Below are 26,113 nucleotides of genomic sequence, written 5' to 3'. Positions count from 1 at the left end.
GGTCTAATCACATCAAAAAAAGATTCCTTAAGATCGATAATAATGGGTTTAATTTCAATCCATTCGATCTCAATTTTAATATGTTTTAGTTGTGGTGTTTGATCCCCGGAGTGATTGAGATAATTTGGAAAATTGTCCAGAGATCCTAGTATTAAATCAATCGCAAATTCATCGTCGCTATCTCTCTCTAAAAATGCAATCTCTTTCTTGCCAGAATTTCTTGCAAAGACGCGCAAACCTACGAATTCTTGTTCTAATGATATTGGGATGATTTCTGAATTTGTTGCAATGTCCATTACTTGACGAATTTTCCGAGCTTTATATGGTTGGTATATCTCTTCAACATGCCACCAAGTCTGCAAATATTCAATTATTTTATTATCTTCTGGGTCATCATTCACAAATTATTTGTGATCTAAAATACATTTAATCATTTCGAAGATTCTTGAATGTCAGAATTCACAATAGGGAAATCAAAAAGACGAGACGGACTACACTAAAGCGAAGAGAAGTCTTTTATATTCTTATGTGCTTTATATCTAGAGTAAATAATCATGATGCGATGTAAACATCCGCTTGGCCTAATAAAATGGAAAACAGATAGAATCCGTTTGATTGGATCCGCGGACATTAGGGTAGATTTCGAAAAGAATCGAGACTACTTAACAGAGATATCCAACGGCAAGTTTGTCCAAGCCAAGTAGTGGGAATATCTTCTATCCCCCACGTGGTTTTATTCATTCTGAAAGAGATGATAGTGCCAATCTGGGGTTGTGATAGCAGTATTACTACATATTTTCCAGAGTATTTTGCCGGTCGTCGCGAACTGCCATATTCTCCCGCTGTTTCTTCGCCGGCAGGGCCGGCTGTATCGAGAGAAACATCCGGTCCGCCTCTTCTGATAACCGGAGCAGCGCCTCGTCCGGTGTAAGCGCGATCACCCGCACGGCCGCTCCCCGCTCGTGTGCCTGCATCCGGCAGGCCTCGACGAACCGGCGGCAGCTCTCCTCCTCTTCTTCGAGCATTCCGGGGAAATATTCGATGAGGATCATCCGGGCCGCCGTCTCTTCGAGTATTCCGCAGATTTCAGACAGCGTCCGGATCTCCTGGTGCCTGACAAGGAAGTAAAACGGGCCGAGTGCGGGCAGGACATCGGGGGCGTTCCTGCAGAGGTAGAGCGGCGGCTCCTTCTGTTGTGAAACGGCCCGTTCGAGCCCGGACCTGAGCGCGTGCTCCGGGGCGATAAGGACGGCGAAGCTCGACGAATAGTGCGTGAATGAGTACGGGATCCAGAACGGCATCATACCCTGATGATCGATCGGGGAGATGAAGGTTGGATGTGCGGGGAGCGAAACTATGCGGACGACGGCCTTCACTTTCACGAACCACGGGGACCTCGCCTAAATATGCCCCTTCCGACGTTTTTGTCATGATGAACCATATCCTCCGGGCCGACCAGACCCTCTTCCGCGACCGGGACGTCTTCGAGATCGACCACATGCCCGACGAGTTCCCGTTCAGGGATGCGCAGTTAAAGGAGCTCGCCTTCGCGATCAGGCCCGTGCTCCACGGCTCCCGGCCGCTGAACACGGTGCTCCGGGGGCTGCCGGGCACCGGGAAGACGACGAGTGTTAAGCGGCTCTTCGCCGAAGTCGGGGAGACGACCCGGCGGGTGGTGCCGGTGTACGTGAACTGCCAGAACGACCGGACGCTCTTTGCGGTATTCGCCACGATCTTCGCCCGGCTCTTCGGCCACATCCCGCCCACCACCGGGATCGCGTTCAAGCGGATCATGCACGAGATCGGAAAAGAGCTTGCCCGGAGCCGCCGGGTGCTGGTCGTCTGCCTGGACGACGCAAACTACCTGCTGCACGATCACGTCCTCAACACGGTGCTCTACTCGATTCTCCGGCTCTACGAGGAGTATCCCGGGGCCCGGGCAGGCGTGATCGCGACGCTCTCCACGATGGACACGGACTTTTCACGGGAGCTCGACGGGGCGGTGATGTCGGTCTTTTGCCCGAACGAGCTCTACTTCTCCCCCTACGATGAGGAAGAGATACGGGAGATCCTCCTGTGCCGGGCGCGGCAGGGGCTTTTTCCGGGTGTCCTTTCCGGTGCGATGCTGGACCTCGTCGTCCGGCAGACGATGCGCTGCGGGGATCTCCGGGTCGGCCTCGAGCTGGTGAAGCAGGCGGTGATCGCCGCCGAGCGGGACGCGAGAAAGGAGGTGGTCCGGGAGGACGTGTGTGCGGCCTTTGCGGTCGCGAAGCACGTACATCTCGCGGCGACGGTGAAGACGCTCACCGCGGAGGAGCGGCTGCTGCTCCGGCTCCTCGCGGAGCTGAGCCGGGACGGCGGGGTGGAGATGGCCTCCGGGGCGGTGTATGCGGCGGTGAAGGAGCGGATGCCGATGAGCTACACGCTCTTTTACGAGCGGGTGAGGAAGCTTGACGAGCTGCGGCTGATTGATGTGCACCGGCGGCCCGGCCGGGGGAGGACGCGGGAGATTGTGCTGCGGTACGGGCCCGAGGAGGTGATGGAGGCGTGCGGGTGATCTGTGATTCATGGGGGACGGCTGTACGTACTCCGGTCCCGGCGACGTCGTTTGTGTATATCGAACCCCCGATCCGATATACGCAACGACGTTTGTGTGTACCAGAGTATCCATAAACAATACCGGAGGAACAATTGCGGGTCGCCTGCAATCCACAACGAAACTTGTGGGACACCAAATGCGTTTTCATGTCCCACAAAATATGTTGTGCGACACTGGCGGGTGACAACGATATACTCTCTTCTTCGAGCGGGTGAGGTAGCTCGGACGAACTGCGGCTGATCGGCTGACAGTGCGGATGGGCGAGCCTGCCTACCTGCCCGGCCCGGATGTGATCGAGATGCTGGGGATGGAGCGGTTCGAGGGCCCTGAGACTTACTACGCGGCCTTCTTCCACGAACTCATCCACTGGACTGGGCACGCCACCCGCCTGAAGCGGCCGGGCATCACCGGCCCCATCCAGTTCGGGAGCGAAGGATACAGCCGCGAGGAACTGACGGCCGAGATGGGTGCCGCCTTCGTCTGCACGATGTGTGAAATCGCTCTCCCGATGCTCGACAACTCGGCCGCCTACATCGCAGGATGGCTCTGGCACATTCGGGACGGTTCGGCAGCCGATGTGATTGGTTGATACATTGATGCTCTATCTCTACGAAGACGCCGATCTCGCGGTGGAAGAGCAAAAGACCCTCTACCGCCTGCTGGAAGAGGGAGCAATCGACCGGGAGACACTGAACCAGCGGCTGAAGCGTGCCGACAGGATCCTGATCCTCTCCTCGATCACGGCACCCCCGCAGGAGATCTACGACCTCTATAAGTCCCGAAACCTGGTCGAGAACCATTTCGCCGCGTTTAAGAGCCTGATCCAGGCCGACAAACTCTATCTCCGGGACGCTACGGCTGTCTTCGGCCACATCTTTATCAGGTTCCTCTGCCTCTACCTCTACTGCCGGATCCTGAACCGGATCAAGCAGGCGGGGCTGTCGGCGCACCTCTCACCGCAAGGACTCTTCCTGAAACTTTCAAAGGTATATTCAGTGATCTATGAGGAGGAGAAACGAATGACCGAGATCCCAAAGCAGGTGCGGGGGATCGCCGAGAAACTCAAACTCGATATATTCCCTAATACGTGAGGAGTTGGGAATCTATTATTTTTGCGTAGGCACCATAAACAGCCTTTACAATGACCTTTGCCTCATCTGCGGTGTTATATCTGCCATAAGAAATGCGGATCGCCGACTTCGCCTGCTGTTCGGATAGGCCTAACGCAAGAAGCACATGCGACGGCTCGTCTTTGCCAGAGGAACAAGCTGAACTCGTGGACACGCAAATACCTTTCAAATCAAGTAGATGCATAAGCGACTCACCTGAAATGCCATTAAAACCGAGATTGACTATGCCGGGTAGACGGAATTTGGTATCTCCATTGACCCTAACAGAGGGTATTTTTTCTTTTATACCTTCTACTGTAAATTCAACCATTGATCTTAATCGCTTTGCCTCCTCAGCCATTTCGCTAATACTTTCCTCGATGGAGAAACCCGCCGATACTATTCCTGCAACATTTTCTGTTCCGGCGCGAAGCCCGCGCTCTTGTTCGCCACCGAATACCAACGGTGGCAGATTTAAGCCTGACCGCTTGTACAGGATACCCGTTCCTTTAGCCCCATTGAACTTATGGGCAGAGGCGGTTAAGAAGTCGACTCGTAGATCATTAACATCGACAGGAATGTGACCGACGGCTTGCACAGCATCGGTATGGAACAGGATGTCTTGCCCTTTAAGGAAGGCACCAATCTGGGCAATCGGTTGAATCGTTCCGATTTCGTTATTGGCAAGCATAATCGATACCAGTTTTGTGTTATGCTTTATTGCCGCCTCAACATCCTCGATCGAAACTCGTCCTTTATCATCGACAGGCAGGAAGGTAACCTCAACGCCGCCACCTTGTTCAAGCGCACGGCAAGTGTTCAGGACAGAGTGGTGTTCAATAGCTGAGGTTATGATGTGAATCGACTCGTTGCGGTAAGTTTCTGCAACACAGAGAAGTACCCAACTGTTCGCTTCCGACCCACCGGAGGTAAATGTGATTTCTGACGCCTCTGCGCCGATGGCCGCCGCAACTTGTTTCCGAGCATGCTCTATGGCTCGTTTGGATTTTGCCCCAAGTGAATACTGGCTGGATGCGTTTCCGTATTGTTCTCGTAAAAACGGAAGCATCTGCTCAAATGCTCGGTCGGAAATCCGTGTTGTCGCGGCATTATCAGCATAAATCACGATATCATTACCTCAGAATTGTTTGCATCCTTGCTCCTTAAATTCCTCAACCTTGGCGAGCAAGAACTCAGTGTCTACTTCCAAATACTCAGCAAGGCAATCAAGGCAATAAAATCGCCTGGAGTTCTTATCGAGCAATTTTTTGGTTAGCCCGATTTCGTTTTTGCTCAGGGCTTCTTTCCCGCATACATAACAATTTTTCTTTTCCACACAATTACCCCACTTCTTCAGGGTCAGGTCTGACGCTGAACGCCGGGATGTCTTTCCCTCGATACTCCACATCGAGCTTTCCCAACTGGTACATAATTGTATCCCTCATCTTTCGCGCTCTGTCGAGACAATAACGCCTGAACTCGCGGGCAGTTATGTCGTTTGCGCTACGGACATGCGGGAACAGCAATTTTAAATATGCCGTGGCAATGCGCTTGACCGCCTCAGTATCGCGGGTATCTGCCGCTTCAGGAACTTCGATTAGCTCATCTACGATAGCGCGATAACTCATATCGTCCCGTAGTTCGTGCATAATCGAGCAGAAGTATTCGGAATTCAACGCCCACCCAGCAATCTTGAGGTCGTCGTTCATTCGTGGAATATTCCAGCCCTTAATAAAGCCATGGAAACGCTCTATCAAAGCTGATTCGTGGAAGACGGACGGCAATTCCTCAAACATATTGCCGAAGCCGTCCTCATCCATCGTTTCTTTTTTGATGTTGCCACAGAGGATTACACCTGCCTCAGCAGTCCCCTCATAGTTGCCGACAGTGAAAATTCCCGATTCAAGGTAACCTTTCAAAGCGGCGCGCATTTCGTCCACATTTGTGAATGAAATGGTTTGCACTTCGTCAAGAGTTATGAAGTCGTTGCCGAACACCAAGCCCTCAGCACGCTTATTCTGGTCATAGAACATTTTCGCGCGGCTCATAACGCCACCGCTCGAAAGCCATCCGAAGCGGCTAACACGACCAAATAGATATGACTTACCAGTTCCTTTGGGGGCAAGTTCGATGAGGTTCAGCCTCTTTTCAACGAATGGCAGCAAGCGGGTAAGCATCGTGAGTTTCTGTTCCTCATCGCCGAGATAACCGCTTGCATTGTAGTCTACTGCGCCAAGCAGGACATCAATCCACTCCGCCGTGGTAAACTCACGTCGCGCGTCCTTGTAGTAGTCTATATCAATCATGTAGGGGCAGAAGGTCTTAAAAGCCGTCAGCTTGATTTTGCCCCTGTTTGCGCCCTTTGCCTTGTTTTTTGAAAACGCCATGTCGTAGTCATCGGGTGGACGATAGCCAAGTTCGACCATTCCCCAAGTCTCGCGGCTGCGTACCAAGTCATCCTTACAGGTTTGCCAAACGGAGTCCTCTATGATGGTGTCCTTACTCGTCAGCCCGAAATCGGGCAATGCAAACGACACCCCCCCAGTCTTGATGTCGATATCAACCGACACCTTGGCAAGGAACTTCGCCCGCTCGTGTTCAATTACCACCTGATTCTTTATAGCAGTCCAGTCATCTTTGCGCGGTAAGTAAGTCCGCACAAAGCGAAGCAATTCGTCGGAGTCGAAGTGACCGTTCTCGTCCTCGAATTTCTTCAAGAGCCAATCACGCATAAAAGAAGGCAGGCTCAGAGCGGAGAAGAAGTTGCTTTTCTTGAGGTCCTTATACACGACCATTTCGTCAAAGCAATTTCTCAGTTTATCATTCATCTATGGCACCTCCTAAAACAAGTCATCAAAAGCGTCATTGACTTTACCGCTCTTGCCTTGCGCCTTAATCATAATATTACCAATCAGGTTGTCGCCTGCGTAAACCTCCGCAGGATATTCGCCGGCCCGTTTTGTGTCGGGCAGCTTTACGGAGTAGTGATTTTCATCTATCTGTGAGGCCGAATTGGGCTTCCCATTTAGAACAACGGAAACACCTTGTACCGGCGAGTTAAAGAACAGATTAATCTCCGTGCCGGTGCGGAAATCTACAGTCACGACTTCATCGACCAGTTTGACCGTTACGCTTCCATCTCTCAACGATAATTCGATAATAGGAACGACAACCTCTTCTAATGATGCCCCGCCGTGAACTTCCACATTCGCCGCGCGACTTCCCTTGAAGCGACCGTAATCAGCAAGCACGAGATATCCGTTCTCCTCTGCGACAAACGGAATGTCATAAGGCTGGAACAGCTTACAGCAGCGACCCGAATGTTCGCCTGTGGTGTCGGTATCGTACTTTTCCTCTTTACGCCGCAAAACAGCAAGCCGTGATGCGCCGTGGTCGCTTACAATCAGAAAGCGTTTACAATGCCTAAGCGCAAGTTTCGTAGCCGCCTTGTCAATCATTGCCGCTATGATATCCAACTCTTTAGCAAGGTGGATAGGCAGTTTATTATTGGTGAAGTTATAACCGCCCTCGTCGCTGTGTTTAGTATTATCAAGTTCATTGTTCTTTTCCTTAGGACCTTGCCACGCATCGAAAAAGTCGCGGTTGATAGATGTTATCGTCGGCAGTTCCGCACGGGCGATATAAACCCGAATTGATAGGCCACGTTTTTGAACTAGAGCTTCAATTAAACCTAAGTATTCAACGCCGAGTGAATCGAGCCAATACAGGAAAGTGTCACTCTTATCCACGCTGTCGATAATTTCGTTCCGCGTAGGCAGTCGGTTGAAGTTTCGTGTGCGGGCAAGTTCATCGACTTTCTCCAAAAAATCATTTTCAAGCTCGTTAGATAACTTTTGCCGTCTGTACGCCTCGAAATACTCAGTCAGCAAGTCCGCAAGTTCCGGGCTTTTAAAGATGTATTTTTTCAGATAAGCCGCCAACGCGGGATAAATACTATCAAGTTCCGGAATTAAGCCGTTTTGTGAAAGCCAAGCGATAATTTCTTCGCGCTCCACCCTTGTACCGTCAGTCAGCTTATAAATGCTTTCAGACATCACGTGCCGACTGTTCACCACGAAGTCTGCGATATCCGACTCAGGGAACTTTTCAACTAGAGCTTTACGCTCCCGATAAAATGATGAAAACCGTTTGTCGGTATGCGGGATTTCAATAATTGCGTTCAAAATGTTTGAAACGAAATCCTCAAAGCGACTCGTCTTATCCAGAACGAACCGAAGGTATCCATTCTGCAATGTGTCAGTCTTGCTCTTCAAACAGATAAAATAGAGCCAGTTGCAGTAATCGTTCCCTGCAATGCGAGTGTAGAAATCGGACTCCAGATTATTGCTAAGACCATTCTTCTCGAACACCTCATCGAGCGAACCGTTGCTCTGGTTGAGTTCTGTCAGCAACTCCGCCCAACGAGCGTCGCTTCCGCAGGAACGCGCCAAAGCAAAGCCCATTGTGGAGAATTTAATGCCATCATACGCATTGCTGATTTGGTGTACAGTGAATATTGCCTGATCGAGATTGACTACCGTATTCACGACAACACTTCCGCACCGACCGTTCTCAAGTTCCGCAAGTAATGCTTTGAAACCCGATAAAGCCGACAATCCGACAGATTGGGCGGCAAGGGTAAATGATAAGTCACACTCCGCTTTATTAACGACGCTGAACCGACGGTTATCAAAGCGAGGATCTGTCTGTAATCCGGCAATCTGGGAGGCAAGCCCTCGCAGGAGCAACACAACTTTTGCACCCCCGACACTAAGGTCTTTCAACCGCGACAGAGTACGAGAGGCTTCACCATCTCCGCGGAGTGCGAGGTATTCGCCGAGCCCCGTCACAACAAACTTTTTGCCTTTTGCGTTTACATCAGCCGCTTCGATATAGGTGAACAGCCCGTCGATGTCCGGCAGTTTGTCATCGCCGCCGCAGAAGCCGCTCATCTGTACAAAATCAAGACCTAACACCGACAACTCGTCAATGGCGGTCTTGTACTGATCGTCGCTGATAAACAGGAAATATGGCGTCTTGACAGAAGATGTCAAGTATCTCTTTACCAGATCGATTTGCATTCTATTTTCCGCCTCTATTCGCCAGTATTTCAATGCCGACCGTAATGTTGTCCCTGACAAGCTGTTTGAGATATTTTTTTAATTGGGCATCGTCCATCTCATCGATTTTCTGAAGAACCTCGTCGCTGCCACCCGCGTTGTACTCGGCTTCGGCAAGTTGTTTCACCTTTATTGGAACACTCGGATTATCACGCCAATCGTAAGTATCGACGGAAAGGAGGTCCAGGGTATCCCTTACCTTATCAAGGTCTGGAAGCAACGCACTGTATTCGCCAACGATACCCCGGTTGAATGCTGTGTTCCGCTTATCATCATCCGCAAGGACATCAAACAGAGTAGTGGATTCCAGAAAAGCAAGTGATGCTTTGATTTCGGCATCCGTTCCCCCATTGCGGTTAAGGGTTTCAAATGCTTTTTTAGCCTTCTCAAACTCGGTCTCGGAGACACAGCATAGGATGGGCGTCCTGTAGCGGCTCGACCATTCGCGCGGATTTCTCGTTCCCGTCTTGTCTTTCCACAAGCGAAAGAGTTGCGACTTCAACTGATTCTTTCGGAATTCTTCTGCAGCCTCTTTCACTTTGACGTTACAGTCGGTTTTCGGCAATTCATATAAGCCTGTTTGCAGTTTACTCTTAATATCGGCGATATCGTTATCACTAAGGTCTTCAAGGTACGGCTCATAAACCTCAGCAAAGACGCGTCTGTCGTTATTCAACAAATCCCTAATTTCCGCACCGTGCGCCACAAGTTCTGAATGGAATGCCTTTAACTGGTCGGGCAATATGTCCTCTTGCTTGCAGATTTTCAAGAGCGTGTAGAGAACTTTTTCCAACGCAGGGTACTTTACGCGTAAAGCATCGCATGAGATGCCGATGAACTTCAACCGCTCACGCCACTCTTTGAGCGTTTCTGTCAAGGAATGGGCCGAAACATTCAGGATAGCGTTGCTCTCCTTGACTACACTGTACTCGGTCAGCAGTTTATGGATTTCTTCCTCGCCGGTCTGTTTATCCCACAAGCATGAGTACTTTACTCCGAACAGGCGGCGAATATCGGTAAGCACATTGTTCTCGGCATCAATTGCCCTGGCGAGTTCCATGAACTTACCGCCTTCAAAGGAATGGAGATATTCGCGCATACCTTTCTGGCAATTCTCGCTTTTGAGCAAGTCAAACAAGCTATCGGCGAGGGATGGTTTTACGGATGCAATCTTTCCGATTTCAACTGCTTTTTTGTGAGCTTCGGTGCCTTCCTTTTGAACGAGTTCAATGTATTTCTGAACCACATCGAAGATGCCGACTGTATCCACTTCTTCAAGACACCATACAGGCAAATTCAATTCACGCATTTTGGTAGTTACCGCAATAGCTGCTTGACCCGCAGATGAACACGAATTTGGCTGGATACCCCACGCCTTTTCGGTGAGATCATAAAACGCCATTTCGTCGGCAGTCATCTTTACGATATAGGTCGGTTTCGGGGATTTGCCGATGTAGTTACCCAGCATCTCCGCAAGTTTGTCCGGCATCATCTGCTCGTGACCGCCGGATGAATCGCTGTAACGGAAAGGCTGGCTACCGTATTCTTTCAAGAGGAACCCCGCAATGAACGATGAGAGATTGCACGGAGGAAAACCATAAGTATCCTGAAGGAAATCACAAATTTCGCCTATCGAAATTTGCCCGTCGGTGTCGAACGCGCTTTTAATGCGTTTGTCGACCTCAACCTTAATTTTCGAGATCGGCAAGGAAGAAGTTGTCGGGTTTTCCCAATAATTATCAATCTTCCATACAGTCCGCAACACATGGTTTTCAACGCCGACAACAACACCGCTCGTGGCTTGCGTAATCCCTGCCTTTGCCGACTGTTTCATAGTAGGAGTTATCTTCAACTGGCTTTCCGTGAGCCCCTTTGCAAAATCGAATGCATACGGGAATTTTGTTGTAACAATCGTCTGAAGAACGCTTGCCACGCCTTGACCGTTTCCGAGTTTTTCGCCTTCCTTATTGGCATAGGTATACACGATAAACTGACCGTTGTAGATACGGTTTTTCCAGTCTTGGTCTAAAACGCGCTTTGCCTTATCAGTACTTTCCCTCGACGAGGTGTTGTTGCTCCCTTGGTAGTACATCGCCATTGCAGAATAGTCCACGTATTGCTCGAACGCTTCGGAGCCAAGTGGAGTTGACAGCGCATCGATGAACACGATGCTTTCGTATTGCTTATCGGCGACCGCTGCTCTAAGAGTCTTTCGGAAGGTAGCCGCCTCTGCCTCATCCTTGGCAAAGGCGATAATGGCGTGGAAATTCCACCGAGTGGCTTTATCGCGGAGTATATTGATTGTACGTGTAAAATCTGCGGCAGTCACGGGTGTGATTTTTCCTGAACCCGGCTCCGACTCAAATCGCAGGCGAAGAGCAGGAGAAAGCGATAAAACGGTAGAAAGTCCACCCTCGGTCACAAGTTTCAAGGTTGTGCTGTTCCTTCGTACATTTTTTTTGTGCTCGTCGATTTTGGCTTGGTCTCCCGCAAGCACGGCGGCCGCATACGCATACCGTCCGCCGCTTATCGGAGTGGAAACGAGGATGCCTTTTTCCCTAAGCCCTTTCGCAAGATTGGCGGATTTGGTTCCCTCCAGGTCAGGTATGCCCTCAAAGGCATAACTGAGGTTCTGATCGGTCGTTTTGAACAGATCAATCTCGCCGCGGATCCGCTTGTCAATCGCCTGCATAATGAGGATGGCTTTCAGAACAGCTTTCTCATCCTCACGCAAATTCTGCTGCTGCGGAAAGGTATCCAGTATCAGGCGGATGTCTGATGTAAGGTTATCCCGGCCTTTCTCGTAGAAAAAGTTCCATAACAGATCCACCGTAAGAAGCGGATGGTCGTCAAAAGGACCCGTATTTTCAATGAACCATTGGAACGCCTTCACATCGTCCGTGTTTGAGGACTTGATGAAGTCAAACATGCTTCTCTGGTTAGACTTGAAGGCGGAGGCTATGTTTTTGAGAAGCAATGCCGCCATCGGGTGGATCGGCATAATATCCTTCATCACCTGTGGGTTGCCAATCTTTGCAACCCCCATAACCTTGGAACGAGAGTTTTTTACTCGGTCGTTCAGGTCGTCAGCAAGGATGTCCCACTGCGACTTGGCGGCATATTTTACATTGAAAGCGTGACCGATGAGATCAAACGCGATGTTATCGGGCAGGACAATGGGTATTGATATAAAACGGTCGCTTACCTTAAATTGAGTCCCCTTGTCGTTTTCCTCTACATATATTCTCTGAGGCTCGTGTGTTACTACAATGAAGTAAAAGGGCTTGTTCTGTACCAGAGCAGCAACCCTTTGAAACTCCGAAAGGCTCTCGGAGTTGTTCTTGAAGTAATCGGAGAATTCGTCCCAAATAAAGACAATTCTTACATTGTTGCGGTCAATAATGTCCGTCAGCCAGGCAATAAGCCTGTCTGAATCAATGGTCAACGCGGTTATACCCTCTTTATCTGCAAGACGGAAGATATTATCCACCAAAGACTTAACTTCGCCGTTCTTGCGAAGCGTATTCAGCACTTCATCAGCGGTTGACTGGGAGAATAACGCCCTCCATTCCTTGTCAGGATTTTGCAGCAGACTGTTGAACATCAGCTTGTGGTCTGTATCTTCAAGCCAAGCAACAATACTATCCTTAAGCGTATTCTCGCCAAGATAAGACACGTTCTGTTGTACAAGAGCGGATTTCACGCTTTCTTGTATGGCAAAGAAAAGATCACGTGCCGACATAATGCCGCCAGAGGCATATCGATGAGCCACAACGATTCCCTTTTTCTTATGGCCAATCAGCTTTTCAAGCAGGTCGGTTTTATTTTTGAGCGCATCGTACCTGTCCCAGTAGGCACAAAGTTCCGCCTCCGGCACTTCAAGGATTTTTCGCAGGGCATAGGCACACTGCGACTTTCCGGTTCCGTATGCGCCTTCAATCCAGAGCGTTCTGCCGTTATTTTGCCGCGCCAAGGCACGCTCCATCTCGGTGAGCATATCAATGAACGTGTTGTGCGGATAGGTATTTTCCCAAGGAGCACCGGCATTGATTGCCGCATCGTCGATGCAAGGGAAATACCTATCGTCAATGTCAAAATATTCGCGGTATTTGTTGTTAGCCATTTGCTACCTCCTCCTTAAACAAGTCCAGTACATCTTGGGACGACTTGTCTTTCGCAAGTGTTATCTTCTCAAGGTCGTGTGTGAACGACGCGGTGATGAACTCAGGGTATTTTGCTGACAGCCCTAAAAGTATGGGCGTCATATCGTCGCGGTCAAGCCCGAAGATGCGTGTAGGGCTTATGCCGTCGCGGTCGATGCTGTCGTTTAGGAGTGTAGCTAGCGTGAACTCTTTGTAGTCGTTACACTTCTCCGCAAACTTGAACAAGCCATATAGTACCACGCGTGGGTCGCTCACGGAACATTTTGTGCGAACGAGGTCACCGTCCTCGGTGACGAATCCCCAGTGCAGGCTAGTGCCGAGCGGTGTTTCGACCAGACGCTTGTAGGATTTGGCGATTGACTTAGCATCTTTCGGTTTAACTCCCTCCTCGGAGGTCAACTTATCTTCAACGAACTGACGTGCATAGACTCTGCCGACATCAAAGTTTTTGACATACCACCCAATCTGTGGGTTTTCGGCGACAAGGTTGATAAGAATCAAACCTTGTGCAGTCTCTGTTTCCCATCCTATTTGTGAAATTAACTCTGCAAACGGCGTAAAGTGGTTCTTCTCATTTAAGGAAGCGTCCCTAAGGAAACGCCTAAACATATCGAACATCATCGGTCCCAGAGTATGATCCGAAAAGAACGTATCCTTCAGTTCAAAGAATGATCGTAACCACTCTGGCTTCGGAGCGTGGTCGGCGAATGAGTTTAGGCTTTTTTTCATTGATTTTCCTCCTCCTTGTGGATGTCGTAACGAATGAAACAATAGACAGCCGCTATCGATTGCATGGCATTCGTGACACTGGATACAGTTGTTTATTCTGACTTTGCCGTCAACAAAACTTATACATCCGCTTCGACAGTTCGTTTCACAAACTCGACAACCTTTGCAATACGAGGCTTTTCTGAATACTTGCCGGAATATCTTCCCGAATCTAGGTCTTTCTTTCAGTACAGCTTCGGGTATCGTTACAATGTATCCGTTCTTTGTAGCCTTAACAGAAAAACATATGCGTTCGCCTTCAAATTGGACGTAGTAATCACCGTTTTCACCGTGTAAGTCTCCAAGTGTTTTCATCCATTCCAGCCAGTCGGACTCAGGGGCTGTAATGGTTATTGTCAGAATCCCGTTTGTAGTCTTTTCAATACATCGGAACGTATTGTTCGATAACTCACGACCATTCTTTCTCGCGTTCCAACCGCCGTTTAGGATATACGATTCAGTGTTGCTTTTCTTTCGCTTGTCCCCGTCGTGTTTTTTTTTAATTAAATCGATATAACTGTCGATCTCTGCCGAATAGCTTACTCGCCGCAAGTAGCCACTCGTTCCTCCAGACGACATAGGACAAAACAAACATCCGGCACGACCGTTGCCCTTTTTATAGGTCTCGTTAATCAACACATCGTTCGAATATATATACAGCCAAATCTCCGCGGATGTCCACTCAAGTATTGAGTTATGGCTAAACTGACCCTTTTGTTTTGCGCCATAGTTTTCGTACTTGTATGTACTTCGAGCAATGCTCTCCTGCGCCCGAACCCCAACAAAATCAAGACCAATAAAATCGTTTTTGCCGGTCACTTCTCTCAGCTTCAGCGTTTGCGGGGTGCTTTTATGCACCGAACAACACCAACGTAATGTGCGCGACGGAGGACCGAATAGCTCCCACGACTCTTTCGGGTCAAGGTGGGACTTGGCGACGTAAAACGGTATTTCGTCCTTAACACACTGCTGTTCTGTTTTCCCGATCGCCTCGTAGGTGTCTGGAAACTCCATACCAGTGTCGCCAAACACCACAACGAAGCTACCTTTGGGCAAGGCTTTCTTTACAAGGTCGAGTAGGACACAACTGTCCTTTCCGCCCGAAAACGCCACATGGAAACAGTCGATTTTGTTCTTGTATTTGGTGTAGATGGCCAAGATTTTTTTAACCGTGGTCTGCTCGATGATTTCAAGCATTTCACGGTTTGCCTCCACCATTGCCTCTATGTCAATAGGGCGAAGCGATATGCCTTCTGGCTCTGGCGTTATCGGGTTACCATCCTCTCCGTTCGGAATGATAATTTCAGGAGCAGTGTAGATGTTGCCGCCTTTCAGCTTTGCGACAAGCGTCCCTCGATAGTAGTAGTTGTTCGCCTCCGCCCACATATATGGACTGTCGGTCTGTTTGTCGTACTTCCAATACTTATCTAAGCCCAGCACGTCCAATTCGGGTGCGTAAACCGGACGGGGTTCTTTTGAAAACCCTGTCGGTGAGGAATTAAGAAGTATCCCGCCCGTTTTTTTGTCGTAGGTATACGAATATATCTTCAATCCCTCCTTTCTCGTATGGCTTTCACCTTATCTATGATTTCGCCAACTTTAGCGGTTGTGCTTCTGCCCGTGTACCCATTCTCGTACAGGAACTTACCGATGACGGTGTCATTAAAGGGGATGTCGGCATTCACCACAGCGTCAGTCATAATCTCCGTGTAGTCCATCCCGCAGCTTTTACGGATGACCACTCCGGCATTTCGCGAGTTGGCCGTCGGGGTATCGAAGCGAAACCTCCGACTGAAGCGTCGGCAGTAGCTTTCAAGCAGGAACAAGTTCCACTCCTGCCCGCAGTCGGGGAATGCCCCAAAAACCGTGAATGATTTAAGCGGAAGATAGTCTCCCTTAACAAACAACTCGATCGCTTCATCGATTATATCGACGTTAAAGTGAACGTACTTGTCTGCAACATAGGTGTCTTTATTGATACGAACCAGAATGGTGTTGCCGGCCTCCAGTGGTATCCGACGGCGAACCTCGCCTGTCAGTTCCTTCTCGATGTTCAGCAAGTCATCGAGTGAACATTTGTCGATGGTTCGGCAGTATTTTTTCATGATGCTCAGAGCGTCAAAAACATCGCCTTTGCGCGTGACGATTTTGCCTTTCTTGTCAAACTTATCCAACAGGCAGATGAGGTAAACAGCGTTATGAACCGCCGTAATAGATAGTTCGTAGTTGCGATCCTCGATTTCCCCGAAAGGCAAGTCTGTAATTGAAACATAGCCAAAAGCGTTGCACTCTCGAACGGCGGCTTCTCGGATTGCTTCCCGTTCCTCGTCGGTGATGTCGATTCGGCTGACGTGCGAGAAGGTCTCTACACTACTCCAGATGAAGTTGCCGTTCTGACCAAGGGCGTATTTTATCCGGTCAAGAGGTACGTAATGTAAACGTTTTGCAAGTTGCTTATAGGTCAGCAGTACATCGTCGCCCCACACACGGAGGATCTCACTCTCAAGAACGGCAAAGACGGAAGCATCTGTATAGCCAAAATAGGTCTGCGTGAAAGACAACGTTGGGAACAGCATTCGGAGTATGCCAATAAGCATATCTTCGGAGACCACGCTTGCCCCGAACAGCCAGTTCTCGTTCTTGGCATAAAACTCGGCAAAAAATATGGCTTGTGCGCCGTCGGCGAAGTATTCCCCCACCAGTTCCCTGATTCGTTCTTTTGTCTGAGCCGATACAGCGTAGACTTTGCCATCGAAGGTAGTTCCGCAACCCGCGAGATAACTTTTTAGATCCTCGTCAGGCAGCAAGATTTCCTCGCCCCAATCTTCTGCAGCAAAAGATCTAAAACGCGCCAACTCAATCGGAGAGTTAATCCTAAACCCATTTGCAAAGTGCTTTGAAAGGATTTGCGCTAGTTTGTCGATGACTGACTGATCAAGTGTGGTAACGTGCAAAACCGATGCTGACAGGGTTTCATCCGTCAGCTCAATTCGATGTGGGAATACCTCCTCGAACAGAGGGGGATCGCCTTCGGCATCAAGTTTCATCCGTCAGCTCAATTCGATGTGGGGCTACCAGCGACACACTTCTTATATCTTTGTTAGCACTACCAAACTTAGCAATCGATTCTTCCATATATTTAATTTTGGACCTCATACTGACAGAACGTAAAAAAAAACACTTCGTGGTGTTATTCAATGCTGCAGTGTACATGTAATGGTCGTCCACATTCTGGATTAAAGGTGGTAGATAGGAGATAAGCTGTAAATATAATTATTATATTACGGTTTCATTTAGAAATAATATATAGGTTTTTCATGGACCCACAATTCGCAGTAAAATAATCGCTCCCTACAATTTCAACTACAATATCCTTGTATTATCACTATTATACCTGAAATACGCCTTTAATTGATGGATTCGACGACGAATCCATCCTGATCGTCGGCCATCCCGGGCACCACCGCCGGGCCCTGCAGCGGATCAAAAACAAAGGGAAGTTCGATCACCGAACCCCCTCCCCCGCATTCCATTCCCTTACCAGCCGGCCATAACACCCTTCGCAAATACACGTCTGCAAATCCTCCGCACGGTACACCGCCCGGGCCCCGTCACAGATCCGGCACCTCCCCAGCTCCGTGCTCACCCGCTCAAACTCCCGGTGGTCCAGCAGGCCGGGGAGCGGCAGGACCTTCCCCGGCGATCGTGCGGTTTGCACTTTTGCACCCGTTTTCTTCGCTTCCACTTCGCGTGTGCAACGCAAAGCATCCCGCAGGGCCCCCGGATCCGGCACCTGCGGCGTGCAGGTCCGTTTTGTTTCTTCGTTTGCACTCCCGCCGGATTCACAGAGGCACGTCCCCGGCCCCGGTAACTGATCGGGCATGCCGTGTGTTCTCCCGATCGAGTGTAAACTTCCCTTACTATCTGTACACTTCTCTCTATACTGTACTTCTTTACAAGAATGCTCGTCACGACAGGCTCCGCTTCCCGCCGTTTGGTTTTCACTTTCCGGGTGTAAACCGGGTGCGAGGGTGGAATCATCCGAGGGATTGTCATTGTCCTCATCATCCGGCTCTTCCTCCTCGAGCCAGACATCCGGCTTCGCCATCCACTCGCGGTAGATCCCGAGGTCGAACGAGAAGTAATGCTCCCGCCGCTTGAGTTCGATCCCGCAGACCTCTTCGGCCACCGTCGCGTCGATGAGGCTCACCGCCGGGCACTTATCGAGGATGCCGGCGTAGGCCGTTTTGCTGTTGGTGTAGCCGTGGAGCAGTTTGTAGGTCTTATGGTAGGAGAGGCCGAGGGCGTGCTGCAGCTGCTTGACGGTGAAGATCTCGAGGCCCATCTTCGCGATCGTCGCGAGCGCTGCGGCTTCGTTTCTGGTCTGCTTCGTCTCCTGCCCCCCGGCATCGTTGCTGATCGCGATGAAGAGCCGGCGGGCATACTCGAAGTCCTCACGGTCGGCGATGAGGCTCCCGTCCTCGTCCCGCTCCCGCTGGAAGGCGTGCAGGAGCGCATGGCACTTGATGAGGTCGAAGAGCATCGCGGGGTTCCTGCGGTTGTTGGCCGCGAGAAAGCAGATCCGCGGTGAAAACGGGATGCGGACGTGAAGGATCTGCTCTTTGATCACCTCCCATATCGCCCGGCAGACGGAAATACCGGTATCTGTTTGTCCGTCCCCGCGGCGTTGCGCCTCGGCCAGCTTCATGTGCTCGAGCACCGCCCGGTCCTGCTCCTTGGAGTCGTCGATCCAGACCGTGAGCATCCGGTTCATCACCTGGTCGTCGCCGACGCTCTCGACCTTGGCGAGCCACCAGACGCAGCGCGGAGGAATGGTGCAGAGCCGGAGCTGCCGGTCGGCGGTGAGCGTCCGGTGCTCGATTGGCTCTTTGAAGTTCGCGGTCGCGGACTTGAGGAGTTCCTGCATGTCGTCCGAGAGGCTGACGTCGTCGAAGAGGAGCACGGTGCCGGGCCGGAGGGATTCGTGGTAGAAGAGGGCCTTGTTCGAGACCGTTCCCTTCAGCCGGTAGTGCTCCGGGAGGAGGGCGAGCATCGCGTTGCAGGCGTGGGTCTTGCCTTTGCCGGAGTTGCCGGAGATGGCGACGTGCAGCCCTTTCGTGTTCGCGACCGACTGCGAGGCGACCGACATGATGAGGCACTCGGCCACGATGCGGTCGCCGACATGCTCGCGGTTGAACGTGTCGAGCAGGAAGGAGAGCGGGTCGCCCTCCCGGAGAATTGCGAGGGCCTGCTCGCGGTGTTCGGTAGAAGCCGGGTCCGGGGCGGGAGGCGGCGACTTCTCCTGCTGCTTCTTCGTCCGCTTCTCCCGCGGCTCATAGCGGTCCCGGAGCTCGGGCCACCGCTGGCTGCCGCCGCCGCAGGAGGCGTGGTGGCACCCGGCGAAGACGGCGCCGTTTCCGAACTGGATGGCAAACGCCCCGTCCGAATGTGCCGGTGAGAACGGGCACTCTTCGAGCACGAAGAGGGTGCCCCCCTGCCACGGCCGTTCGCTCCGGACCGCGAGGCCGTGATCACGGAGCCAGCCGCGGAGGTCGATGCCGCCCGCGGCCTTCTTCGGGGGCTTCGGCTCGTCCCGCGTGAGGAGGCCGGCGAGATGCTGCAGCCGCTCCACCGGTACAGTCGTCATCTCGTCCGGCACACTGAGCAGCCGGGCTGTCCTGTGCGGCCGGTCGGGGGTGTTGTCGCCCTTCTTCGAGGTCGTGCCGTAGAGCTTCCAGATCCTTGACGCGTTGAAGTTCGCGGTATCGACCGTCACCACTGGATCGGAAAACAGGGCGTCAATGGTGGCGAGGCAGGCCTTCACGAGTGCGGTCGCCGCGTCGTCATTCGGAAGATCGATTGCGTAGAGCAGGTGGGCCCCGTTTCCCGAGTCGGCCCGGATGGGCTCGGGGAATCCCTGCCCTGATAGCCAGTCGGCGATTCGGTCCGCCCGCTCGAGTGCCGCGGCGTGCTCTTCGGCCGAGGAGGAGACCCCGCTCGGCCGGACCGGGTCGAGGTCCACCGGGAGCCAGCGGCGCCGGGTGATGTCGGCGTCGGCGGTCGTCGCGTCCTTTCTCCCGAGCTTCAATTTGATGCGGTTCGCCCGGCGGGAGAGGAGGGCCGGGTTCACCTCGTTGAGGGTCACGTAGACGCCCTGCACCTCGTCGAGCCGGTCGAGAAACGCCGCTTTCTCCGCGAGGGCGTCGAAGTCGTCGAAGTAGCCGGAATGCGTCGCATACTCGCCGAGCGCCCGGACCTCGACGACGCCGCCGGCCGGAAAAAGGAGGGAGAGGAGGTTTCGGATCTCCCCGCTCATGCAGGGCCTCCCGTGTAGTCGGGGATGAGGGGGAAGAGCGGTGCGGAAACCGCTTCGCCCCTCGCCACCCGCCGGAAGCTTACGAGCGGGATGATGTAGCTCCCCTTCCGGGTGTGGATCGTGACTGCTTTTCCGCCGCTGTTCACCGCCGCATGGCCTTCGATGACGATCGGAATGTCGGCCGTTTTGTCGTCTGCCGCGGGCCCGACCTGGATCAGCGGAACCACCCTCCCGTAAAAGAGGAGGTTCCTCACATCCCTGTGGGCTATCTGGTAGTGCCCGGCCTTGACGGCGATGTGCAACACGTCGTGCCTGCCGAGGGTGAGGGTGCCGGGCTCACGCTCCATGCTTTTCACCCTGCCCGCTTGCTGCCGTGATCGTGATGCGGTAGTTGTGGCTCCCGCTCCGCCGGATGTGCATCTCGGAGATGGCCCCGCCGAAACGGTGGATCTCCTTCGAAAGCGTCTGGGGAATAAGGTAGAGCGGCACCGGCTCGGGAGTATGGACCGTCGGGCCCGCCGCTGGGCTTATCCCCTTTCGCGGTGAAGTGGTGTTGGCAGTCCTGCATGGATTTGTGTTGGCGCACGGTTCATTTTCGGGGCTGCCGTCTATCGGATTTTGCATGTGTTCGCCTCGCTTCGGTGGGGTGGTTTTCTGACTGTTCGTTCTTCGGTCCCAGTTGTTCTGGCCGGTCTGGGACGTTGGCCGGGGATGGTGTTTCGTATCGTGTTCATTGACATTTCTCCTGTGCGGGATTGTGCAGCCGGCCGGAAAATGGTGGTTGATGGCCGGCAGGCCCCCGCACGGAGAAAGATTGAGGATAGGGGGATTTAAAGAAAAGGCCCGCTTGGTGAAAGGGAAATAGTCAGGTGAGAAAAATCAAAAGTCAAATAAAAAAATCGATTGATAAAAGAAAGATCATTTCACTTCCATATCGAGGAGCTGATTGGCGTTTCCATCAAATGACTGGTGGATCGTATAATACCGAACACGCCCGTCTTTGATGCATTCTTTAACCGCACGTTCTCGTTTACTTAAATTAGCGGTCTTTCCTGTTTTAATCTCTATAAATGCCACTTCCTTTACGTCATCGCTATCCGACAGCCCATCAAAGATAATGAGATCAACAGGGGTACCTAAAAACCGTGCATCCTTCGGATTGTAGGGAAAATCAGGGAAGAAAGGAATCAGGCACTCCGTGACTTTTCCACGGGTAACTGATTGACTGCGCATTATTGCATCGGATCGTATGTTTTTTTCTTCATTTGTTTTCCAGTTTTCAAACTGGATTTTCCCTTTTTCATCAGAGAGCCGTTCAAGCTCATTTTGTTTCCATTTATCGATGTCTTCACGTTCCTGAGTACGCCAGGATTCGAATATTTCTCTCGCTCTCTGTTCGATTTGGCCCTGAATCTTTGAATACTTATAAAATAATACGCAAACGGCGAGGACAAGTAAAAGAATTATAATCCATTCAATCATTTTATCGGATTATTGTATCGTATTTCGAGAGATAGTCCTTTCCAACTGGTTTTTAGCGATATTACAATGAACGGCCCTTTCCGATTGCGAATTGCGGGTGAACTTAACGTACAATCTTAATAGCGCTTGATAGCGATATCACAATATGAGCACCATCACCGGGGCCGCCTTCCCCGTCCCGAAACACTACATGTCCCGCTTTTTCGAGGGAGGAAAGACCGTCTTCATCAAGCCGGCCACGGTCTTTAAAGAGCTCAAACGCGGCATGAAGCTGGTCTTTTACCAGTCGCACGAGGATACCGGCTATGCGGGCGAGGCCACGATCCGGCTCATCCTGCTCTCCGAAAATCCGCTCTCTTTCTTCGACACCTTTGGCGATGCGGTGTTCTTGACCCGCGAGGAGACCAAAGAGTATCTCGAAGGGCAGGAACGCTGGAAGGGCCACCGCTCACGTGCCGGCCCGGCAAAGAAAAAGCTCTGGATGGCGCTGGAGCTGGAGAATATCCGGCAGTATGAGACGGTGCAGAAGCCGGAGCGGTTCGTCCCGGTCGGCGGGAAATATTTGCGGGAGTGAGGGATCCGGGATCGGGCGAAATCTTTAAAGAAGGAGATAGTTTCTTATTTTCCCTGCATGGGCCCGGTAAACCTCGTCTTCCCGCTGCACCACCGGCCGGACAGATGATTAGCCGCCAGCCTGTTTCTGCTGCTCTTCGTCAATATCCGCCGCTCTTTCACGCTGTCGACGAAGGCCCTAATCATGATTAGTACTAATCTGGATTAGGTATTGGGGTTGTGGCGGGGCCAGACCCGGGGATACGAAAGCCTACCTTGCCTGGCAGGAGTACGGGAAGGGCCACCGGGCCCGCATCGACCCGGTGAAAAAGAAGCTCTGGATGGCGCTGGAGCTGGAAACCATCCGGAAGTATGATGCGATAGATTATCGATGCATATGAAAAATTAGGTGCCGGCCTATCGCCGCCCCTCACCCCTGTCCGAATCTGGGCACGAGCCGGCCGGTTCCCTCGCCGTAGGTTCGGTACTCGTCGCCGAACTCCTCGAGCATCATCGCCTCTTCATGAGGGATGCGGACGATGCAGAGGAGCGTCCATGCGGCGATGCCGAAGAAGCCCAGCAACCAGTTGGCGGAGAGCAGGAGCTGGCCTGCCATCATCAGGGTAAAGGCGGTGTACATGGGGTGGCGGACATAGCGGTAGGGGCCGGAGGTGACCAGCCGGTGGTTGTCCTTGAGCTCCACCTGCATGGACCAGTCCCCCCCGAGCTCGCGGAGCACCATGACCATGAGCGCCAGAGCGGCGAGGTAAACGGCCGCCCCGGCGAGGCGGACGCTATCGGGCAGTGCGATCGAGAAGGGGTCCAGGAAGGCGGTGAGGGAGTAGACGAGCGGCAGGCCGACCATGCCCACCGTGGCGAGCAGCATGAGCATGCGATCGACGGGAGTGCTCCGTTTCACGGCTGTCTTCCGGATCCGCGATCGGTAGACATAGGGTCCCCTCACTAAGAAAAACAGCACCAGGAGCCCGAGGAGGGCGTATTTATAGACAGATTCGTCCATGCGTGAAGGGAGGTTTCGCCGGGATCCTGAATAAAGATGCCTGAGAGACGGATCGGCCTGGTATCCGCTTGAACCACCACCCCATCCTTCCGCACCGGCCTTCGAAGTACGAACCACCTGGGGGGATCGGTCCTGAAGAAGTGAAAGAGCAGGCACCACCCGGCGAGGGCTGATAGATCAAAAGAGCCACTGTACCGTAGATCTTTTCGGTCGTCGGTCTACCCCTTTTTAGTTTCAGATTTCAACAGAGCACTTTTTTTAAATTGCCGGTAATTTCGGGAAGTAAAATTGATATCCCATCCTGCCAAGTGTTGATGGCGTAGTGATGCCAAATGCCGACACTCTATCTCTATATCCTTGATACGCTTGCCGACTGGGAAACCGGCCATGCCCTTGGCGAACTCCATTCCGGGAGGTACCTCAAAGACGCGTCGCTGAAGTACGATGTCGTCCTGTGCGGAAAATCCCTGGACACGATAACGACGATGGGCGGACTGAAGTTGACACCGGATATCATCATTGAGAATATCAGGGCCAAAAAAGGAGATCTCCTGCTCCTGCCCGGCGCAGACACCTGGCTTGATCCCGCCCATGCGTCGATTATCAACATGGTAGACACGCTCCTTGAGCAGGAGATGGTTGTTGCAGCAATCTGCGGGGCTACCCTCGGCCTGGCCAATGCCGGGCTGCTTGACAACCGGCCGCACACCAGCAATGATCCCGAAGCGCTCAAAATGTTCTGCCCCGGATACAAAGGAGAGCAATTTTACCGGACAGAGCCTACCGTGACAGACGGGAACCTTATCACGGCAACCGGGCTTGCACCGGTTGAATTTGCCTGCAGCATATTCAGGAAACTGGATGTCATGAATCCCGCAACCCTCGACGCATGGTACGGGCTCTTTACGTCAAGGAAACCGGAATTTTTCTATGCCCTCATGGCATCCCTGCCTTCTCAATAACAAAAAAGGAAATTCTGGCTCTGGTGATAACCTGATCGGATGGGCATTGGATGGTGATGGAATCACGGGTGCCCGGGGTCTGTCGATCCCCGCCCCGTGGAGAATGACGGTATCAGGGCATCTCAAAAGATCGAAACCGTAGTCATTCTCGCACTTCCCCTGAGCGCGTTGGGGGAAGGATTTCAACAGAGCATACATAACTGAAAAATGTACCGTTGGATGATGGCACGGGATAACGACGAGGAGGCTTTCCTGATCGGGAGATAGCAGCCCGATCTTTCACGAAAAGGAATGCAGGAATTTTTTTGGCAGTAATTGCATTCAGCTCGACCGACAGGAGAAATCAAAACCCTTATCCCTTTTTTCTTACAATCTCCCGGACAATGGGCCCCCTTCTCAAACTGCTCGGGAAAATCCTTCTCGCGCTGGTCGTCATTATGGCCATCCTCGCGGTTGCGTTCGTGGTCTTCGTCGGCTACCAGCTCAGCCAGTCGGCGGAAGAGAGCCGCGAGGCCGTCTACATGTACGACCTGTCGCTCTCGACCACCGGGCCCATCGAAAACGTCTCGCTGCTGCTTCCCGTTCCGTCGCGGTACAACCCGGCTACCGGCAGGAAAGAGACCGTCCTGAACCTCTCCCTCGTGAGCTTCTCCAATTTCGACCGAGCCGGCGAGATTGCCGTCGGGATACAGGAGGTCGACGGCATTCCCATGCTGCATATCGCGGCCGACCGTATCGATCCCATCTACCGGAGCCATATCGAGCCTATCATGATCCTGCCGGGCCGGAACGAGTCGGAGCTGCCGCCTCCGCCGACGTACGTCTATGCTGATCACTACTCGAATGCAACGCCGGAGCTGGTCGCCATGGAGCTGCACCTGTACGATTCCGACGTCGACCACGAGATCGACACCCGCGAGCCCCTCCAATCGGAGGCGTTGTTCCTCCCGTACCGGATCACCGGGGATCTCGGGAATGTCACCGGAGGAATGGTTGACGGCATCTATGTGCGCAATGGAGCGTCAGGCTACGTCGTCGAGGTGCCGTTTATCCTCTCGTACGATGCCGATGAGGAGAATGTGCTCTCGATTGCCACCGGATTGCAGGGAACAAATCAGTGGTGGGTGCTGGGCTGGCGGTCGAATTCGTACCGGGAGCAGCTGTCGCACGCGTTTACCGGGCCCTGCAACGGCACGTACCCGGTAACCGGCGTGCTGACCGCCGGTGAGGGTGTGTACTGAGATTTCGGCCCGTGAAATTTGTTCATACCATTTTGCATGCTTCCGGCGCCCGCGACGTAATAAAAAAGTGACGATAGGGGAACGAAATGTTCCTGAACCGGGAACAAAAGGTTCCTGATCCGGAAATCTGTGGCAGTACAGGGTCTGGCGATGGCCGCACCCACACCAACTACCCAACAGGCCGGCACACCCTCTCCAGCTCCCCGAACAACCCGTCGATATCGGACACTTCCGGGGCCTGCTGTCTATCGGATCTGGGTCCGGCTTTTCTTCACCTCACTGTTGTGCGGTATTAATCTGGCTTTAATTTCTCTGATCCACGGATACTGGGCCTATGTTGGGAGTGGGCCGAGATGTGGCCGAGGATGTCGCGAAATAAATAGTGATCATTAATATATATAGGAGCAATATTTCTGATATGGTATTTATAAGTATAGAAAAAGCATCAACGGAAAGTGAAAATCCAAATTTAACTATTTATTTTAAACATAATAAATTTTCAGTTAAATCTATTGTTGAATTATTGAATTCAATTGAAGCATTATCATATTTGAGCCTTTTTGATACGAGTCAAAAAATAAAAAAGAATTTCCCTGGTGTTGAAGAACATAGTGTTAGTTATATTAAATTAAAAGAGTTTGGTTTAGAGGAAGATTATCGCTTTTTAGAGAGATTTGAAGAACACTTAGAACAAGGTTATAATAGACACATAGATGAGCAATATTTTACACGTAAACCGATCTCTATTATAACTGAACCATTGAATGAAAAAATGTATTT

Annotated in this window: 17 protein-coding genes and 2 pseudogenes; 6 read left to right on the top strand and 13 right to left on the bottom strand. The window is 51.9% G+C overall.

Translation table 11 applies throughout. The features are described 5' to 3' along the window. Both APR53_05005 and APR53_05000 read right to left on the bottom strand, forming a co-directional pair. Positions 1-401 (bottom strand): annotated as a pseudogene (locus APR53_05005). 387 nt (positions 402-788) lie between these two features. Then, entirely contained in the window at positions 789-1,382 is a 594-nt protein-coding gene (locus APR53_05000) for a hypothetical protein (protein KQC03551.1), read from the bottom strand. A gap of 47 nt (positions 1,383-1,429) precedes the next feature. On the opposite strand from APR53_05000, the gene cdc6 reads away from it, so the two are divergent. The 3 genes and pseudogenes from cdc6 (at position 1,430) to APR53_04985 (ending at position 3,690) form a co-directional block, all read left to right on the top strand. Next, positions 1,430-2,557: a cell division control protein 6 gene (gene cdc6, locus APR53_04995; protein ID KQC03550.1), complete on the top strand. Its 1,128-nt coding sequence runs from the start codon at positions 1,430-1,432 to the stop codon at positions 2,555-2,557. A 301-nt stretch (positions 2,558-2,858) separates the two neighbouring features. Next, a pseudogene (locus APR53_04990) lies at positions 2,859-3,188 on the top strand. A gap of 7 nt (positions 3,189-3,195) precedes the next feature. Beyond that, complete coding sequence (locus APR53_04985) at positions 3,196-3,690, top strand: hypothetical protein (protein ID KQC03549.1); 495 nt, start codon at positions 3,196-3,198, stop codon at positions 3,688-3,690. On the opposite strand, the gene APR53_04980 is transcribed toward APR53_04985, so the two are convergent. From APR53_04980 to APR53_04935, 10 genes are all read right to left on the bottom strand, one after another. Next, positions 3,680-4,837, bottom strand: coding sequence for a hypothetical protein (locus APR53_04980; GenBank protein ID KQC03548.1), 1,158 nt, complete (start codon positions 4,835-4,837; stop codon positions 3,680-3,682). The two genes, APR53_04985 and APR53_04980, sit on opposite strands and share 11 nt — an antisense overlap. A 9-nt stretch (positions 4,838-4,846) precedes the next feature. Beyond that, positions 4,847-5,044, bottom strand: coding sequence for a hypothetical protein (locus APR53_04975; GenBank protein ID KQC03547.1), 198 nt, complete (start codon positions 5,042-5,044; stop codon positions 4,847-4,849). Between the two features lie 4 nt (positions 5,045-5,048). Beyond that, positions 5,049-6,536: an ATP-dependent protease gene (locus APR53_04970; GenBank protein KQC03546.1), complete on the bottom strand. Its 1,488-nt coding sequence runs from the start codon at positions 6,534-6,536 to the stop codon at positions 5,049-5,051. A 12-nt stretch (positions 6,537-6,548) separates the two neighbouring features. Further along, positions 6,549-8,789, bottom strand: a complete 2,241-nt coding sequence (locus APR53_04965) for a hypothetical protein (GenBank protein ID KQC03545.1) — start codon at positions 8,787-8,789, stop codon at positions 6,549-6,551. Between the two features lies 1 nt (position 8,790). Then, a complete protein-coding gene (locus tag APR53_04960; protein KQC03544.1) occupies positions 8,791-12,951 on the bottom strand; it encodes a hypothetical protein in 4,161 nt (1,386 codons plus the stop codon). Next, a complete protein-coding gene (locus tag APR53_04955) occupies positions 12,944-15,304 on the bottom strand; it encodes a phosphoadenosine phosphosulfate reductase (protein ID KQC03553.1) in 2,361 nt (786 codons plus the stop codon). The genes APR53_04960 and APR53_04955 overlap by 8 nt, the downstream gene beginning before the upstream one ends. A gap of 2 nt (positions 15,305-15,306) precedes the next feature. Continuing rightward, entirely contained in the window at positions 15,307-16,806 is a 1,500-nt protein-coding gene (locus APR53_04950; protein ID KQC03543.1) for a hypothetical protein, read from the bottom strand. A 458-nt stretch (positions 16,807-17,264) separates the two neighbouring features. Beyond that, positions 17,265-20,075 (bottom strand): hypothetical protein, encoded by a 2,811-nt coding sequence (locus tag APR53_04945; GenBank protein ID KQC03542.1) that lies wholly within the window; start codon positions 20,073-20,075, stop codon positions 17,265-17,267. After that, the gene (locus APR53_04940) at positions 20,072-20,422 is read right to left on the bottom strand and encodes a hypothetical protein (protein KQC03541.1); all 351 of its coding nucleotides are present in this window, start codon (positions 20,420-20,422) and stop codon (positions 20,072-20,074) included. The genes APR53_04945 and APR53_04940 overlap by 4 nt, the downstream gene beginning before the upstream one ends. A 571-nt stretch (positions 20,423-20,993) precedes the next feature. Then, a complete protein-coding gene (locus tag APR53_04935; GenBank protein ID KQC03540.1) occupies positions 20,994-21,557 on the bottom strand; it encodes a Holliday junction resolvase in 564 nt (187 codons plus the stop codon). 145 nt (positions 21,558-21,702) lie between these two features. Here APR53_04935 and APR53_04930 point away from each other — a divergent pair, with 145 nt between their 5' ends. Further along, positions 21,703-22,131 carry a hypothetical protein gene (locus tag APR53_04930; protein ID KQC03539.1) on the top strand — a complete coding sequence of 143 codons (429 nt, stop codon included), beginning with the start codon at positions 21,703-21,705 and terminating at the stop codon, positions 22,129-22,131. 408 nt (positions 22,132-22,539) lie between these two features. On the opposite strand, the gene APR53_04925 is transcribed toward APR53_04930, so the two are convergent. Next, a complete protein-coding gene (locus APR53_04925) occupies positions 22,540-23,130 on the bottom strand; it encodes a hypothetical protein (GenBank protein KQC03538.1) in 591 nt (196 codons plus the stop codon). A 332-nt stretch (positions 23,131-23,462) separates the two neighbouring features. Between APR53_04925 and APR53_04920 the strand changes: the two genes are divergently transcribed. Both APR53_04920 and APR53_04915 read left to right on the top strand, forming a co-directional pair. Then, a complete protein-coding gene (locus APR53_04920) occupies positions 23,463-24,092 on the top strand; it encodes a glutamine amidotransferase (GenBank protein ID KQC03537.1) in 630 nt (209 codons plus the stop codon). A gap of 383 nt (positions 24,093-24,475) precedes the next feature. Next, positions 24,476-25,333 (top strand): hypothetical protein, encoded by an 858-nt coding sequence (locus tag APR53_04915; protein ID KQC03552.1) that lies wholly within the window; start codon positions 24,476-24,478, stop codon positions 25,331-25,333. Positions 25,334-26,113 lie beyond the last annotated feature (780 nt).

The organism is Methanoculleus sp. SDB, from assembly GCA_001412355.1.
GTDB lineage: Archaea > Halobacteriota > Methanomicrobia > Methanomicrobiales > Methanomicrobiaceae > LKUD01.
Note: the sequence above shows the minus strand (reverse complement) of the source record. Positions and strands in the feature narration are given on the sequence as shown.